This is a genomic window from Salinarimonas soli (assembly GCF_008386575.1).
In the GTDB taxonomy this organism is placed as follows: Bacteria; Pseudomonadota; Alphaproteobacteria; order Rhizobiales; family Beijerinckiaceae; genus Salinarimonas_A; species Salinarimonas_A soli.
In genome coordinates, this window is the sequence record NZ_VUOA01000040.1 from 48,024 (window position 1) to 62,118 (window position 14,095).

Here is a 14,095-nt window from a genome sequence, read left to right on the forward strand (position 1 = left end):
CCCCCGGCCCCTCTCCCACTCGGGAGAGGGGAGTGGCCGTCTACTCCGCCGGCTGCAGCGCGGCTCGCCCGATCGGCCGAATCCGCGCCCAGGCCGGGCGCCGGAAGAGGACATCCATCCGCGTGCCGTTCACCAGCCGCTCCAGCACGAGCGGGACGAGAACCGCCGCCACGGTCACGATCACGGAGACCCAGCCCATGTCGGCGATCAGCCCCGTCTTGAGGAGCACGGTCCGGGTCGCCGCCATGGGCAGGAAGAAGGCGAGGTAGACCGCGATCGAGCGCTCGCCCGCATAGGCGAAGGGCGCTGCAAGCCGCGTCGTGGCGAGGAGCGCCGAGAGCGACACGATCGCCATGGCGCCCACCGTGCCGAGCACGAGGCCGAGGCCCGGCAGCTCGGCCAGCGTCTTGTAGCCCGCCACCGGCGAGGGGCTGAAGGCGAAGGCGCCGTTGACCCCGGCCCAGACCGCGAGACCTGCGAGCGCCGGGCCGCGGAAGCGCACGGCAGCGGCGGCGAGGTCGAAGATCCGCGGCGCGAGGAGCCAGCCCGCGACGAAATAGACGTAGCGCTCGCAGAACTCGTTGAGGAGGTACCAGGGGGTGTCGATGGGCGCGATCTCGAGGCACGCCGCGCCGGCGAGGAGCGCGAGCGGCGGCAGGCCGCGCAGGAGCTTCGACACCACCGAGAACACGGCCAGCAGATAGACGAACCACAGGGTCGAGTAGGGCTCGACGAGCGACCAGGCGAGGTGCTCGACGAAACCCGTCACCGTGCCGCCCGAGACCTGCCCGAAGCGGAAGGCCGACTGGATCACGAGCCAGAGCAGGTAGAAATAGACGAAATGCAGGATGCGCTTGTCGCCGTAGGAGCGCCAGTCGCGGTCGATCACCCGGGCAAGGAAGAGGCCTGAGATGAGGAAGAAGTCGGGCATCCGGAACGGCTTGGCGAAGGCGACCACGTGGTGGAGGAAGCCCTCCCTGCCGAAGGCCTCGCCGACGCCGAGGGTGGAGTGCATCATCACCACGAGCACGATGCACACGCCCTTCGCCGTATCGACCCAGGCGATGCGCTCCGCATCCCGCCCGCCCGCCATCCGCCCGTCCGTCATCGCGATCTCCATGCCCTGTCCCGTTCCGGCACGGGGCCGGACGGTTCCGGCGCCGGGCGCCGTCTCTCGCCGCCGCGTGCGCAAGGCCCGTGCCAGGGCTTGGGTACAGCCCCGTCCCCTAACGTGATGTCAAAATGCATCAGGCCCGGCGGGCCGCGAGGCGCGAGGCCGCGATCGTGGTTCACCCCCCGTTAAACGGCCATAATTACCCTGGCACTGGGGCTCGAGGCGCCCTGGGGCGGCCTGGAGGGGATGCGACATGGCGGATCGGCGCGGATCCGGGCGACACCGGCGGGAGCCGGTGCTCGACGACGGCGGGGCGGGCGTCCTCGACGTGCGCCTCACGCTGGACGATCGCGCCGGCCGCGGGGCCTCGAAGGGCCGCCGCGCCGAGGGCGGCCCGCCGCGCGGCTCGGGGCCGAAGCGGCCCAAGCGCCGGGGGCGCTCGATCCTGGGGATCCTCGCCTATTGGACCGTGGTGCTCGGCCTGTGGTGCGCCATCGGGCTCGCGGGGCTCGTCGCCTATCACGCGGCGCAGCTGCCGCCCATCGACCAGCTCAAGATCCCCAAGCGCCCGCCCAACATCGCGATCCTGGCGAGCGACGGCACGCTGCTCGCCAATCGCGGCGAGACGGGCGGGCGCAGCATCCCGCTCGCCGAGCTGCCGCCCTTCCTGCCGAAGGCCTTCGTCGCCATCGAGGACCGGCGCTTCTACCAGCATTTCGGCATCGACCCCGTCGGCATCGGCCGCGCGTTCTTCCGAAACCTGTCGGGGGCAGGGGTGATGCAGGGCGGCTCGACCCTGACGCAGCAGCTCGCCAAGAACCTCTTCCTCACCCAGGAGCGAACCGCCTCGCGCAAGATCCAAGAGGCGATCCTCGCCCTGTGGCTCGAGGCGAACTTCTCCAAGGACCAGCTCCTGGAGCTCTACATCAACCGCGTCTATTTCGGCTCGGGCGCCTACGGCGTCGAGGCAGCGGCCCAGCGCTATTTCGGCAAGCCCGCGCGGGCCGTCACGGTCTCCGAGGCCGCGATGCTCGCGGGCCTCGTCCAGGCGCCCTCGCGCCTCGCCCCAACCCGCAATCCTAAGGCCGCGCAGGCGCGCGCCGCCCTCGTGGTGGCCGCCATGGCCGAGCTCGGCTTCGTCACCGACCGCGATGCCAAGGTCGCGCTCTCCGATCCCGCCACCGCGGCACGGGGCCACGCGGGCGGGTCGGCCAATTACGCGGCCGATCTCGTGATGGACGTGCTCGACGATTTCGTGGGCACGGTGGAGAGCGACATCGTCGTCTCGACCACCATCGACCCAGGCCTCCAGGCCGCCGCCGAGCGGGCGCTCACCGATGAGCTCGCCGCCAAGGGAGCGCGCTACAATGTGGGCCAGGGCGCCCTCGTGGCCCTGAGGCCGGACGGCGCCGTGCGGGCGCTCGTCGGCGGGCGCGACTATTCGCAGAGCCAGTTCAACCGGGCGACCACCGCCAAGCGCCAGCCGGGCTCCGCCTTCAAGCCCTTCGTCTATCTCGCGGCGCTGGAGGCGGGCCTCACGCCCGAGACCGTGCGCGACGACAGCCCCGTCAACATCCGCGGCTGGGCGCCCGAGAACTATTCCAGGGATTATCGCGGGCCCATCACGCTGCGCGATGCCCTGGCCATGTCCATCAACACGGTGGCGGTGCGGCTCGGCGTCGAGGTGGGCCCGCGCAAGGTGGTGCGGGTGGCCCAGAGGCTCGGGATCTCCTCGCCGCTCCAGGCCAACGCCTCGCTGGCGCTCGGCACCTCGGAGGTGACGGCGCTCGAGCTCGTGGGCGCCTACGCCGCCTTCGCCAACGGCGGCACCGGGGTGATTCCTTACGTCATCGCCGGGGTGAAGACCGCCGACGGCAAGGCCGTCTACCGCCGGGCCGAGACGGGGCTCGGGCGGGTCATCGAGCCCGCGATCGCGGCGCAGATGAACGCGATGATGCGCGAGACCCTGCTCACGGGCACGGCCCGCAAGGCGGAGCTGCCAGGTTGGGATGCGGCGGGCAAGACCGGCACCAGCCAGGAGTTCCGCGACGCCTGGTTCGTGGGCTATACGGGGAGCCTCGTCGCCGGCGTGTGGCTCGGCAACGACGACGGCGAGCCCACCCGGCGCGCCTCGGGCGGCAACCTGCCCGTGGAGGTCTGGAGCCGCTTCATGAAGGTGGCGCTCGCGAACGAGCGGCCCGTGGCGCTGCCCGGCCTGCGCGGCGCCCCGGCCATCGCCGCCGCGCCCGCCCGCCAGCGCTCCGCCGAGGCGGCGCCCCCCTCCGACAACGCCTGGATCCCGCCGGACCCGGCCGAGCGGGGGCTCTTGGAGCGGCTGTTCGGGATCCGGTGAGGTGGCGCGTCCTGATAGGCGGACGGGCGAGATTCATCCTGCCTCCGCACTGCCGTCACCCCCACCCCTAACCCCTCCCCGCAAGGGGGAGGGGAACAGGTAGCGCCTCTCCGATACGTGCAGTGGAGGCCTGGTTGCGCGAGCGCCAAGCTGCTCCCTCCCCCCTTGCGGGGGGAGGGGCTGGGGTGGGGGGGACGGCGGTGTCGGAGCCGAAAAGGTCACCAGCCGATCGCTCCAGGTCGCCGCCGCTCCATCTCCGCCCGCCGGCCCCCGTTGCCTTTCCCCCGCCGCCGTGATCATCAGGCGGCCCATGACCAACGATCCCGTCGCCCGCTTCGCGCCGCCCCTCTTCGTGCTCATCTGGGCCACGGGGTTCATCGTGGCGCGGCTCGTGGCGCCGCATGCCGATCCGCTGCATTTCCTGAGCCTGCGCTATGCGCTGGCGGTGGCCGTGCTGGTGCCCGTCGCGCTCGCCGTGCGGGCGCCGTGGCCTGCCACGGGGCGGGCGTGGGGCGCCGGGCTGCTGGCGGGCGTGCTGCTGCACGGGGGCTATCTCGGCGGGGTGTTCTGGGCCGTGAAGCACGGGCTGCCGGCCGGGATCGCGGCGCTCGTGGCGGGGCTTCAGCCGCTCGTGACGGGCGCCCTGGTGGGGCCGCTGCTCGGCGAGCGGGTGAGCCGTCGGCGCTGGCTCGGCATCGGGGTGGGCTTTTGCGGCGCGCTCCTCGTCGTGGCGCCGCGGCTCGGCGGCGTCGAGGGCTTTCCGCCGTTCAGCCTTCTCGTCTGCTTTCTCGGCGTGATCTCCATCACCTTCGGCACGATTTGGCAGAAGCGCACGGCGGTGAGCGCGGATCTGCGCACCAACACGGTCGTGCAATATCTCGGCGCCTTCGCCGTCACCATGCCTGTGGCGTTCCTCCTGGAGGAGGGCCGGCTCGACCCGACGCCCGCCCTCCTGATCGGCCTCGCCTGGGCCGTGGTGGGGCTCTCCATCGGCGCCATCGGGCTCCTCCTGGTGCTCATCCGCCGGGGCGCCGTGGCGGGCGTCGCGGCGCTCCTCTATCTCGTGCCGCCCGTCTCGGCGCTGATGGCCTACGGGCTCTTCGGGGAGACGCTGTCCCCGGTGCAGATTCTCGGCATGGCCGTGGCGGCGCTCGGGGTCGCGGTGGCGAGCCGGGGTTAGATGGGCTTCAACATGTTGGATGAGCTGTCTGCCGCTATGTGAAGGTACGAGGTTTGTTGGTGAAAATTAACTTCGGCAGTTTGGTGCCAACAGCTGCCGCGCCTTTCGCCGTGATTTGATATGCTCCTGTGCCAGTTCGGATCAACCAGCCGCGTGTCGTGTAAAGAGAAAGTTGTGATCTGATAGTTTCATCCGAAACATCGATTGCCGAATCTTCGGCGATTTTTCTGATATCATCTATCGAAACCGACTTGGGATAAATCTTTACAATATTCGAAAGTATTTTTCTCCAGTTATCAGATAACCTCGTATTATAAGAGCCATCGATATCGTCTATGTTTAGATCATCCTCCAGATTGCTGCTAAGGTCTGTTTTATCATTTAACTCACCTAGTATCTCTCGGAGTGCATTGATTTCTGCTTGGAGTATTATTCTTTCTTGACTCAGGGCATCTATTTGCTGCTGTATCGCAACAAGTTTCAGCCTTCTCGTCTCGATCTTCTCTTTGAGGATTTTCTCCATCTTGTCTCACCTACCCTAGACATCAAGCGCACTTTATGGTGCAATGCGTTGCTCCAACGGCTCTCCGCGCACTTGCGCGGAAGGTGTGGGATTCGAACCCACGGGACGTGGTTGTGACACGTCCGCCGGATTTGGAGTCCGGAGCATTCAGCCGCTCTGCCAACCTTCCTTGCGAAGGCGTCGCGGCCCGAGTTGCCCCTCGGGCCGCGACACATTCATGATATTGCTCCAATTCCCTCATGAATGTCAAATCTAAATTTTGACGTATGATTTAGTTGGATCAAGCGTTGCCTGTGTGCGCTGTGCTCGGTCGTCGGCCCACATAAGGAGGGATCAACAGCGCGAGCGCATGCGTTTATGCTGCGATGCGAAAACCGAGGCATTGCCCATGACCGCCCTGACAGCCGCCACCGCGACGACGCCCGACCTCATCCCGGCTGGCTATGCGGCCGCCGCCGACATCGCGGCCCTCGTGGCGGAGGCCACCCGCCGGGTGCGGGCCCGGGTCGTGGTCGAGTGCCGGATCTCCGCGGGGCAGCTGGAGGCCGAGCAGCACGCCGCCCATGGCCTTGCCTGGCTCGCCACCTACGGTGAGGCCGTGCGCGAGCTCGTCTCTTACGCCGAGCGGCTCTCGGGAGAGGGCCGCTTCGGCGAAACCGAGGACCTGCTGGTCCGCATCGGCCTCGGCGAATATCTCGACCAGATCTTCGGGGGCATCCCCATGAGCCAAGGCGAGATGGTCCGGCTCACGGGGTTGGGCTTCACGGCGCGCGAGGCTGCGCGGTTCCGCTCGGAGGCGATCGAGGCCTTGATCGAGGACGGCAACACCGCCGACCGGCGCGCCCGCCTCGTGGCGCTGATCCGCGAGGGGCAGGGCGCCACCACGGTCGGCGATCCCGGCCTCGACGAGACCCTGGAGGCGATCCGGGGCGAGATGCGCCGCTTCGGGCAGGCCGAGGTCGAGCCCCACGCCCACGAATGGCACCTCGCCAACGCCTATATCCCCCTCGACGTGGTGGCCAAGATGGCCGAGCTCGGCGTTTTCGGGCTCACGATCCCTGAGGAATATGGCGGCCTCGGCCTCTCCAAGGTCTCCATGTGCGTGGTCTCGGAGGAGCTGTCGCGGGCCTATATCGGGGTGGGCTCCCTCGGCACGCGCTCCGAGATCGCCGCGGAGCTCATCCTTGGCGGCGGCACGCAGGAGCAGAAGACCCGCTTCCTGCCCGCCATCGCCTCGGGCGAGATCCTGCCCACCGCCGTCTTTACTGAGCCCAACACGGGCTCTGACCTCGCCTCCCTGAAGACCCGCGCCGTGCGCGACGGCGAGGTCTGGCGGGTGTCGGGCAACAAGACCTGGATCACCCATCCCGTGCGCGCCGACCTCATGACGATGCTGGTGCGCACCCGCGCCGACGAGGCGGGCCATCGCGGCCTCTCCATCCTGCTCGCCGAGAAGCCCCGGGGCACGGACGAGGACCCCTTCCCCGTGGAGGGGCTCACCGGCGGCGAGATCGAGGTTTTGGGCTATCGCGGCATGAAGGAATACGAGCTCGCCTTCGACGGCTTCGCGGTGCCGGCGGGCAACCTCCTCGGCGGCGTCGAGGGGCAGGGCTTCCGGCAGCTCATGCAGACCTTCGAGGCCGCGCGCATCCAGACGGCGGCCCGCGCCGTGGGCGTGGCGCAATCGGCGCTGGATCTGGGGCTGCGCTATGCCGAGGAGCGGGCGCAGTTCGGCAAGCCCCTCGTGGCCTATCCCCGCGTCGCCGACAAGATCGCCATGATGGCGGCCGAGATCCACCTCGCCCGCCAGCTCACCTATTTCGCTGGACGGGCCAAGGACGAGGGCCGGCGCTGCGACCTGGAAGCCGGCATGGCGAAGCTGCTCGCGGCCCGCGTCGCCTGGGCTGCGGCCGACAACGCGCTCCAGATCCACGGCGGCAACGGCTTCGCCCTCGAATATCCGATCAGCCGCGTCCTGTGCGACGCCCGCATCCTGTCGATCTTCGAGGGCGCGGCCGAGATCCAGGCCCAGGTCATCGCCCGCCGCCTCATCGAGGCGGAGGGGTGAGGAGGAACCCCTCTCGCCCATGGGAGAGGGGGTGCGCGCTACCGCGTGATGTTGAAGGAGGGCGGATCGCTCGCCGGGAAGGTCTCCTCCAGCGATTCGTCCACCTTCTCCTCCAGGTGCTCGTTCGTCTTCTTGGCGAGGGTCTGGCCCTGCTGGCGGTCGTCGACCGGGGTCTGATCGACGTCCTTGTCCGCCGGCTCGCGGGTGGCCTTCTGGTCCTTCAGGTCGTGCTTGCCCGTGACAGGTTGGTTCATCGTCGTCTCCTGGTCGGTCCCAAGGGACCCGTTCGGTGGGGACAACGCCTTGCGACTCCTTTCGCTCCCGGAGCGTTCCGGTCGCAGGCGCCCGACGCCGCTCGTCGATGTCCGGGCTGCAACTGGAAATTTTTACATGAATATCGCGCGAGACGGGCTTTCGATCGGCCGTCCTAGGGATCTCTTTACCTGGGCATGGTAGCTTCCCCTGCGTCACCTCAGGAAGAGCAGGCAACATGCCCCAGGTCCCGTCCGACACCGCCTCGCCCCACCAATGCGGCGCCTGCCGCTCGGGCGAGCGGTTCGCGCTCCCGTTCTCCATGGCGTTCCAGCCCATCGTGAACCTCGCGACGGGTGGGGTCTACGCCTATGAGGCGCTGGTGCGGGGGCCGAACGGCGAGTCCGCCGCCTCGATCCTGAGCCAGGTGACGGAGGGCAACCGCTACGGCTTCGATCAGGCCTGCCGCAGGCGCGCCATCGAGCTCGCCGCCGAGCTCCGCCTGCCGGAGACGGGGGCGCTCCTGTCGATCAACTTCCTGCCGAACGCCGTCTACGAGCCGAAGACCTGCCTTGCCGTGACCCTCTCGGCGGCCCGCCGGACGGGCTTCCCCCTCGACCGCCTGCTCTTCGAGGTCACGGAGTCCGAGGAGGTCGTCGACCACGACCACCTCAACTCGATCCTCGACCAGTACAAGGCGATGGGCTTCCTGACCGCGATCGACGATTTCGGCGCGGGCTATTCGGGCCTGAACCTGCTGGCGCGGTTCCAGCCCAACATCATCAAGCTCGACATGGAGCTGGTGCGCGGGATCGACGCGAACCCGGTGCGCCGCGCCATCGTCGGCTCGATGCTCAAGATCTGCCGCGACCTCTCGATCCTCGCCATCGCCGAGGGCATCGAGACCATCGAGGAGTGCCGCGCGCTCCTGGAGCTCGGCGTCACCCTGCAGCAGGGCTACCTGTTCGCCCGCCCGGGCTTCGAGTGCCTGCCCGTCCCCGCGCTGCCGCAGCTCGACGGGGTCGCCCGCCTCGTCGCCTGAGAGGCCGGCCCGGCAGAGCTTGGCTCCCGTCCCCCTCACATGCTGGGGAGGCCTGCGAAGCAGGCCGTCTCGAAGCTGCAGCACCTTCGTGAGCCGGAGGGCGCTCCAGCGGTCTCCGGAGGGTGTGGACGCGTGCCTCAAGGCTCGCCGCTGGCTCGCGTCTCCACATGAGGCGAGAGAAGCCCATCGTTCCGGATCAGGCTCCGGGGCTCACGCCAGCAACGGACGTCGCGGCGGGCTCACGGCCCGCCTGCCTCGGTCGTGCGCGCGTCAGAGCCGGCGGGCGCGCTCGTCGAGGGCGCGCAGGTTGTTGCGGATACGCTCGTCGCCCGGGTCCTTGAGGCTCGCCTCCGCGAGGTCGCGGCTCGCGCGCTTCACGTCCCCCCGCAGCATGTACGAATAGCCCCGGTTGTTGAGGAGCTCGGGCGTCGGCCCGGCGATCTTGAAGGCGCGGGCATAAGCGCGATCGGCGAGCTCGAAGCGGCGCAGCTTGTCATAAGCGGCGGCAAGGCCCAACCAGGCCTCCACGTCGCCCGAGCTCGCCTCCGCCGCCTTGCGAAAATGCAGCTCGGCCAAGCCGTAGTTTTCCGCCCGGAAATGCTCCTTGCCGAGGTCGAGGTCGCTCCGGGGCTGCTCGGGGGATCGCGTCGCGACCGCCGCACCGTCGGGCAGGACCAGGGCCGCCGCCGTCGCGGGCTCGCCCGAGGGCTTGAGGCCCGCCACCGCGAGGGTTTCGCAGCCGGCAAGGCCCAGCGCGAGCGCGGCGCAAACGAGGGAGAGGGACGGGTGAGTCTTGGCCATGGCTGAGCGTCTGGTCCTGGTACCGGGCGGCGGCGCCCTACATCATGGCTGCCCTCACCTGGAGCACGGCGGGCAGCAGGAGAGTGATCAGGAGGACAGGAAAGATGAAAAGGGTTAAGGGAACGACAAGCTTGGCGGGCAGCGCGTAGGCTTTCTCCTCGGCCCGCGAGAGGCGCTTGTTGCGCATCTCCTCGGAATAGACCTTGAGCGACTGCGTGAGGCTCGTGCCGAGCTCCGCCGATTGCTGGAGGAGGGTCGCGAGCATCGTCGCCTCCTCGATCCCGAGGCGCCGCCCGAACCGCTCGAGGGACTCGGTGAGCGACTTGCCGGCCCGCATCTCCAGGGAGACCATGTAGAGGTTCTCGGCGAGAGACGGGTAGCCCTCCACGAGCTCGCGGGCGATGCGCTCGACGGAGGCCTCCAGGGACAGGCCCGCCTCGGAGCACACCACCATCAGGTCCATGAAATCGGGAAAGCCCACGCGGTGCTCCTGGGCCCGCGCCTTGATCCGGTGCGAGACGTAGAAGCTTGGGAGCACGTAGCCCACCACGGCGACGAAGGCGGCATAGAGCGCGAGGCTCGCACTCGTGGTGTCGCCGACGAGGAGAGGGATGAGGGCAAGGCCGCCAAGGCCCAGGGCCGCCGCGCCGCCGATGCGCGCCGCGAAGTAATAGGCGGGCGCGCGCTGGTCGAAGAAGCCGGCCTGCACGAGCTGCAGCCGCAGCACCCGGCTCTGCCGCTCGTCGCTTTGCGCGAAGGTGGTCTCCAGATAGGTGGTGAGACGCTCCAGCGGCTTGCCCCGGTCCGCGCCCGCCGCCCCGTGGCGGCCAGCCGGGTCGAGGCCCTGCGTCGCCCGGCGGCGCAGGGCGCTGCGGTTCTGGACCATGCCGAGAACGAGCACCCCGACGAGGGCGAGACCCGCCCCCCCGCACGCGGCGACGAGGAGGGCCGGGTCGGCGAACAGGGCGTCGAGAAGAGCGTCGAGCGCGTTCATCATGAGGCCCACTAGAACTTGAAGTTGATCATCCGGCTCATGATCACGTTGCCGATCGCCATCCAGACGCCGGCCCCGCCGAGCACGTAGAGGGTGACAGGGTCGTGCCAGACCGAGCCGTAGAAGTCGGGCGACATCCAGTTCACGAGGGCGAAGACGAGCAGCGGCGTGAGGTTGAGGATGAGCGCCGAGGCGCGCCCCTCGGCGGCGAGGCCCCGGATCTTGCGCCGCATCTTGAAGCGCTCGCGGATCACCTTGGAGAGGTTCTCCAGGATCTCGCTCAAGTTGCCGCCCGTCGAGGCCTGGATCGCGATGGAGGTGATGAACAGGGGCAGGTCCTCGTGGCCCAGGCGCTCGGCGAGCTTGCGCATGGCGCCCTCGAGGTCCGAGCCGTAGGTGATCTCGTCGGCCACGATGCCGAACTCCGAGCCGATCGGGTCGGGCATCTCGCGCGCCACCATGGCGATGGCGAGCGGCACGGGATGGCCTGCCCGCAGGGAGCGCACGATCACGTCGATGGCCTCGGGAAACTGCTCGCCGAAACGCTTCTGGCGCCGCTTGCGCAGCATGGTCAGGATCAGGACGGGCAGGACGAGCCCGCCCGCCGCCCCGGCCGCCAGCCCATAGGCCGCGACGCCCGTCGCGGTGAGCGCGAGAGCGAACGAGAGGCCCGCCAGCCCCACCGCGTAGAGCGCGAGCCGCACGGGCTCGACCCGCACGCCCGATTGCAGGACGAGCCTGCCCAAGGCGGCGCCGGGCAGGGCGAGGGTGCCGTCGGGGCTCAGGCCCCGCTCGCGCCGCAGCTGCACCAGAACCTTCTCCCGGTCGTTCTCCCCGCGGCCCAGGGCGAGCCGCCGGTTGACGCCGCTGCGATAGCTGCGCTCGCTGGAGAACAGGAGATAGACGGCCTCGACCGCCAGGACGACGGCGAGGGCGGCCGCGGCGTAGAAGACGTAGAGGGGATCGATGTCGGCCGGCACGGCGCCCTCAGAGCGGCTTTGAGGGATCGAAGGCGGAGCCCGGGATCACGACCCCGTGCGATTGCAGCTCGGTGAGGAAGCGCGGGCGCAGGCCCGTGGCGGCGTGGTGGCCCTCGATGGAGCCGTCGGCCGCCGTGCCGGTGCGCACGAACTTGTAGATCTCCTGCATCTGGATGATGTCGCCCTCCATGCCCGTGATCTCGGCTACCGAGGTCACCCGGCGCTTGCCGTCGGCGAGGCGCTGGAGCTGGACCACGAGGCGGATGGCGGCGGCGATCTGGCCGCGGATGGAGGTCTGGGACATGGGCAGGCCGGCCATGCCGATCATCTGCTCCAGGCGCGAGATCGCCTCGCGGGGATTGTTGGCGTGGACGGTGGCCATGGAGCCCTCGTGGCCCGTGTTCATGGCCTGGAGCATGTCGAAGGCCTCCTCGCCGCGGCACTCGCCGAGGATGATCCGCTCGGGTCGCATGCGCAGGGCGTTCTTGACGAGGTCGCGCTGGCGGATCTCGCCCTTGCCCTCCACGTTGGGCGGGCGGGTCTCCATGCGGGCCACATGCGGCTGCTGGAGCTGGAGCTCGGCCGCGTCCTCAATGGTGATGAGGCGCTCGGTGTGGGAGATGTAGGACGAGAGCGCGTTGAGCATCGTCGTCTTGCCCGAGCCCGTGCCGCCCGAGATGATCGTGGTGACCCGGCAACGCACGGCCGCGGCCAGCACCTCGGCCATCACGGGGCGCAGGGCCCCGATCTCCACCAGGCGATCGAGGGAAAGCTTCGACTTCGAGAACTTGCGGATCGAGACGAGGGGCCCGTCGACGCCGATGGGGCGCACCGCGCAGTTGAAGCGCGAGCCGTCGAGCATGCGCGCGTCGCAGAGCGGGCTCGATTCGTCGACGCGCCGGCCCACCGCCGAGACGATCTTCTGGATGATGCGCAGGAGGTGCGCCTCGTCCTTGAACAGGGACGGCACGGGCTCCAGCATGCCGCGCCGCTCGACGAAGATGCTCTGGTGGCCGTTGATGAGGATGTCGGAGATCGTTGGGTCCTTGAGGAGCGGCTCCAGCGGTCCCAGGCCCGTCATCTCGTCGATCACCTCGGAGACGAAGGATTCGAGCTCGCGGGCGTTGAGGGCCAGGCGCTCGGCGACCACCCACTGGGTGATGATGCCGTGGACCTCGCGCCGCAGCTCCGCCTCGGGCAGCTTCTCGACCGCCGCGAGGTTCAGCTCCTCGATGAGGCGGCGGTGCAGGCGCACCTTGGCGTCGAGGAGCTTTTGGTTGGGCGCCTCGGCGGGAGCCAGGGCGGCGGGCGCCGGGATCGAGGCTGCCGGCGCCGGCACGGGGGCGGCGGGGCTCAAGGCTACGGACGGCGGGAGGTCCGGCGCGGGCTCGGGGCGCGCCGCCGCCGCCGCCAGCGGCGGGGGTGGCGGGCTCATCCGCGGGATCGGGGGCGGGGGAGGCGGCGGGGGCGCAGCCGCGCCGGGCTGGGGGGCCGGCGGGGAGAGGCGGGCTGAGAAGCGGCCGAGCATGGGGCGGATGTCCTCGACGGGTCAGGCGCGGGCCGGGACGGCGGACCGGGGCTGGCCTGCGCCCTCCTCCCCGCCGCCTTGGAAGACCGCCCGCTTGAGATCGCTGGAGACGTTCGAGCCCGACTTGATCGCGTCGAGGGGAACGCCCCTGTCGATCGCCTCGCGCACGAGCTTGTAGTTGTTGGCCACCGTGCCGGCGAGGAAGCCGTCGAGAGCCCGCTCCACGTCGCTCCGGCGCAGGCCCGACCCGAACATCTGCTGCTCGAAGCGGTTGCAGATCACCCGGGGCTTCACCTCCTTGAGGCGCTCCGTCATGCCGGCGGCGAGGCGCCGGCCCAGGCGCAAGCCCGGCACGGTCATGTCGGTGACCACGTAGACCTTGTTCGAGCCCATGAGCACCTGGTCGGTCCAGGGCTCCCAGGCGCGGGGCAGATCGATCACCACGTTGTCGAAACGGGCTGAGACGAGGTCGAGAAGGCGGATCACCACGCCGGGCTCCAGGGCGGTGCGCCGGGCGGCGCGGCCGGGCGCGGCGAGCACCGACAGGCCCGTGGCGTGCCGGGCGAGCATCACCTCGAGGAGCTGGCTGTCGAGGCGCTCGGGGTAGGGGCCGATCTCGTCGAGGTCGAGCCGGGGCGCGAGATCGAGATAGTCGGCGCACACGCCCGTCTGCACGTCGAGGTCGACGAGGCAGGTCGAATCCGCCTCGCGCCCGCCGGCGCGCAGCAGCAGCATGGCGCTCTCGATGGCGAGCGTGGTGGTGCCCACGCCGCCCGCGGCGCCGATGAAGGAAAGGATGCGGCCCTGCTCCTCGGGCAGGCTGTCGGTCGCGCGCAGCGCCCGGATGCAGGCCCGCAGGACCTCCTTGGGCTCCACGGGCTTCCTCAGGAAGTCCGAGACGCGGATCTGGAGGAACCAGCGGGCGAGCGCGTCGTCGAAGGAGTCGGTGAGCACGATCACGGGGATCGCGCCCCCCGTGCGCGTCATCAGCCCCTGGAGCGCCACGAGGCTCTCGCGGCGGTGGGCGTCGATGTCCACCACGATCACGGCCGCCGTCTCGAGCTCCGGCCGGCGGGCTGCCTCCTCGATGCTCTCGGCCACCACGTTGAGGGAGAGCGCCTTGGCCGGGCCGAAGGCGGCGCCCACGCCCTTGAAGAAGGCGGCGTCCGTGCCCACGAGCACGATGAGGGGCATGAAGGCTGAGAGATCGGAGACCATGGTGAGGCGGGTTTCGCTCGCTTAAGGGTCGCTGGACCCGGC

12 protein-coding genes and 1 tRNA gene are annotated in these 14,095 nt (G+C 69.7%); 4 read left to right on the plus strand and 9 right to left on the minus strand.

Annotated elements, in window-relative coordinates:
- Positions 1-40: 40 nt before the first annotated feature.
- A complete protein-coding gene (locus F0L46_RS21555) occupies positions 41-1,120 on the minus strand; it encodes an acyltransferase family protein (RefSeq protein WP_240540096.1) in 1,080 nt (359 codons plus the stop codon).
- Positions 1,121-1,367: 247 nt separating this feature from the next.
- Here F0L46_RS21555 and F0L46_RS21560 point away from each other — a divergent pair, with 247 nt between their 5' ends.
- Positions 1,368-3,467, plus strand: coding sequence for a transglycosylase domain-containing protein (locus tag F0L46_RS21560; protein WP_149821459.1), 2,100 nt, complete (start codon positions 1,368-1,370; stop codon positions 3,465-3,467).
- A 310-nt stretch (positions 3,468-3,777) separates the two neighbouring features.
- Positions 3,778-4,647, plus strand: coding sequence for a DMT family transporter (locus tag F0L46_RS21565; protein ID WP_149821461.1), 870 nt, complete (start codon positions 3,778-3,780; stop codon positions 4,645-4,647).
- A 34-nt stretch (positions 4,648-4,681) separates the two neighbouring features.
- Here the strand turns inward: F0L46_RS21565 and F0L46_RS21570 are convergent, their stop codons facing one another.
- Both F0L46_RS21570 and F0L46_RS21575 read right to left on the minus strand, forming a co-directional pair.
- Entirely contained in the window at positions 4,682-5,170 is a 489-nt protein-coding gene (locus F0L46_RS21570) for a hypothetical protein (protein ID WP_149821463.1), read from the minus strand.
- Between the two features lie 77 nt (positions 5,171-5,247).
- Positions 5,248-5,339 (minus strand) — tRNA-Trp (locus F0L46_RS21575).
- A 219-nt stretch (positions 5,340-5,558) separates the two neighbouring features.
- Here F0L46_RS21575 and F0L46_RS21580 point away from each other — a divergent pair.
- Entirely contained in the window at positions 5,559-7,238 is a 1,680-nt protein-coding gene (locus tag F0L46_RS21580) for an acyl-CoA dehydrogenase family protein (protein WP_149821465.1), read from the plus strand.
- Between the two features lie 38 nt (positions 7,239-7,276).
- Here F0L46_RS21580 and F0L46_RS21585 read toward each other — a convergent pair whose 3' ends face one another.
- Entirely contained in the window at positions 7,277-7,492 is a 216-nt protein-coding gene (locus F0L46_RS21585) for a hypothetical protein (protein WP_149821467.1), read from the minus strand.
- 236 nt (positions 7,493-7,728) lie between these two features.
- Between F0L46_RS21585 and F0L46_RS21590 the strand changes: the two genes are divergently transcribed.
- On the plus strand, positions 7,729-8,532 hold the full coding sequence (locus tag F0L46_RS21590; RefSeq protein WP_149821469.1) for an EAL domain-containing protein: 804 nt from the start codon (positions 7,729-7,731) through the stop codon (positions 8,530-8,532).
- A 270-nt stretch (positions 8,533-8,802) separates the two neighbouring features.
- Here the strand turns inward: F0L46_RS21590 and F0L46_RS21595 are convergent, their stop codons facing one another.
- The 5 genes from F0L46_RS21595 to F0L46_RS21615 all read right to left on the minus strand — a co-directional run bounded on the left by F0L46_RS21595 (position 8,803) and on the right by F0L46_RS21615 (position 14,053).
- Positions 8,803-9,333 carry a hypothetical protein gene (locus tag F0L46_RS21595; protein WP_149821471.1) on the minus strand — a complete coding sequence of 177 codons (531 nt, stop codon included), beginning with the start codon at positions 9,331-9,333 and terminating at the stop codon, positions 8,803-8,805.
- Between the two features lie 37 nt (positions 9,334-9,370).
- Positions 9,371-10,330, minus strand: coding sequence for a type II secretion system F family protein (locus F0L46_RS21600; protein ID WP_149821473.1), 960 nt, complete (start codon positions 10,328-10,330; stop codon positions 9,371-9,373).
- 8 nt (positions 10,331-10,338) lie between these two features.
- Positions 10,339-11,307, minus strand: a complete 969-nt coding sequence (locus tag F0L46_RS21605) for a type II secretion system F family protein (protein ID WP_149821475.1) — start codon at positions 11,305-11,307, stop codon at positions 10,339-10,341.
- A gap of 7 nt (positions 11,308-11,314) precedes the next feature.
- On the minus strand, positions 11,315-12,742 hold the full coding sequence (locus tag F0L46_RS21610) for a TadA family conjugal transfer-associated ATPase (RefSeq protein WP_210247672.1): 1,428 nt from the start codon (positions 12,740-12,742) through the stop codon (positions 11,315-11,317).
- Positions 12,743-12,856: 114 nt separating this feature from the next.
- On the minus strand, positions 12,857-14,053 hold the full coding sequence (locus F0L46_RS21615; RefSeq protein ID WP_149821480.1) for a CpaE/TadZ family protein: 1,197 nt from the start codon (positions 14,051-14,053) through the stop codon (positions 12,857-12,859).
- Positions 14,054-14,095: the final 42 nt, after the last annotated feature.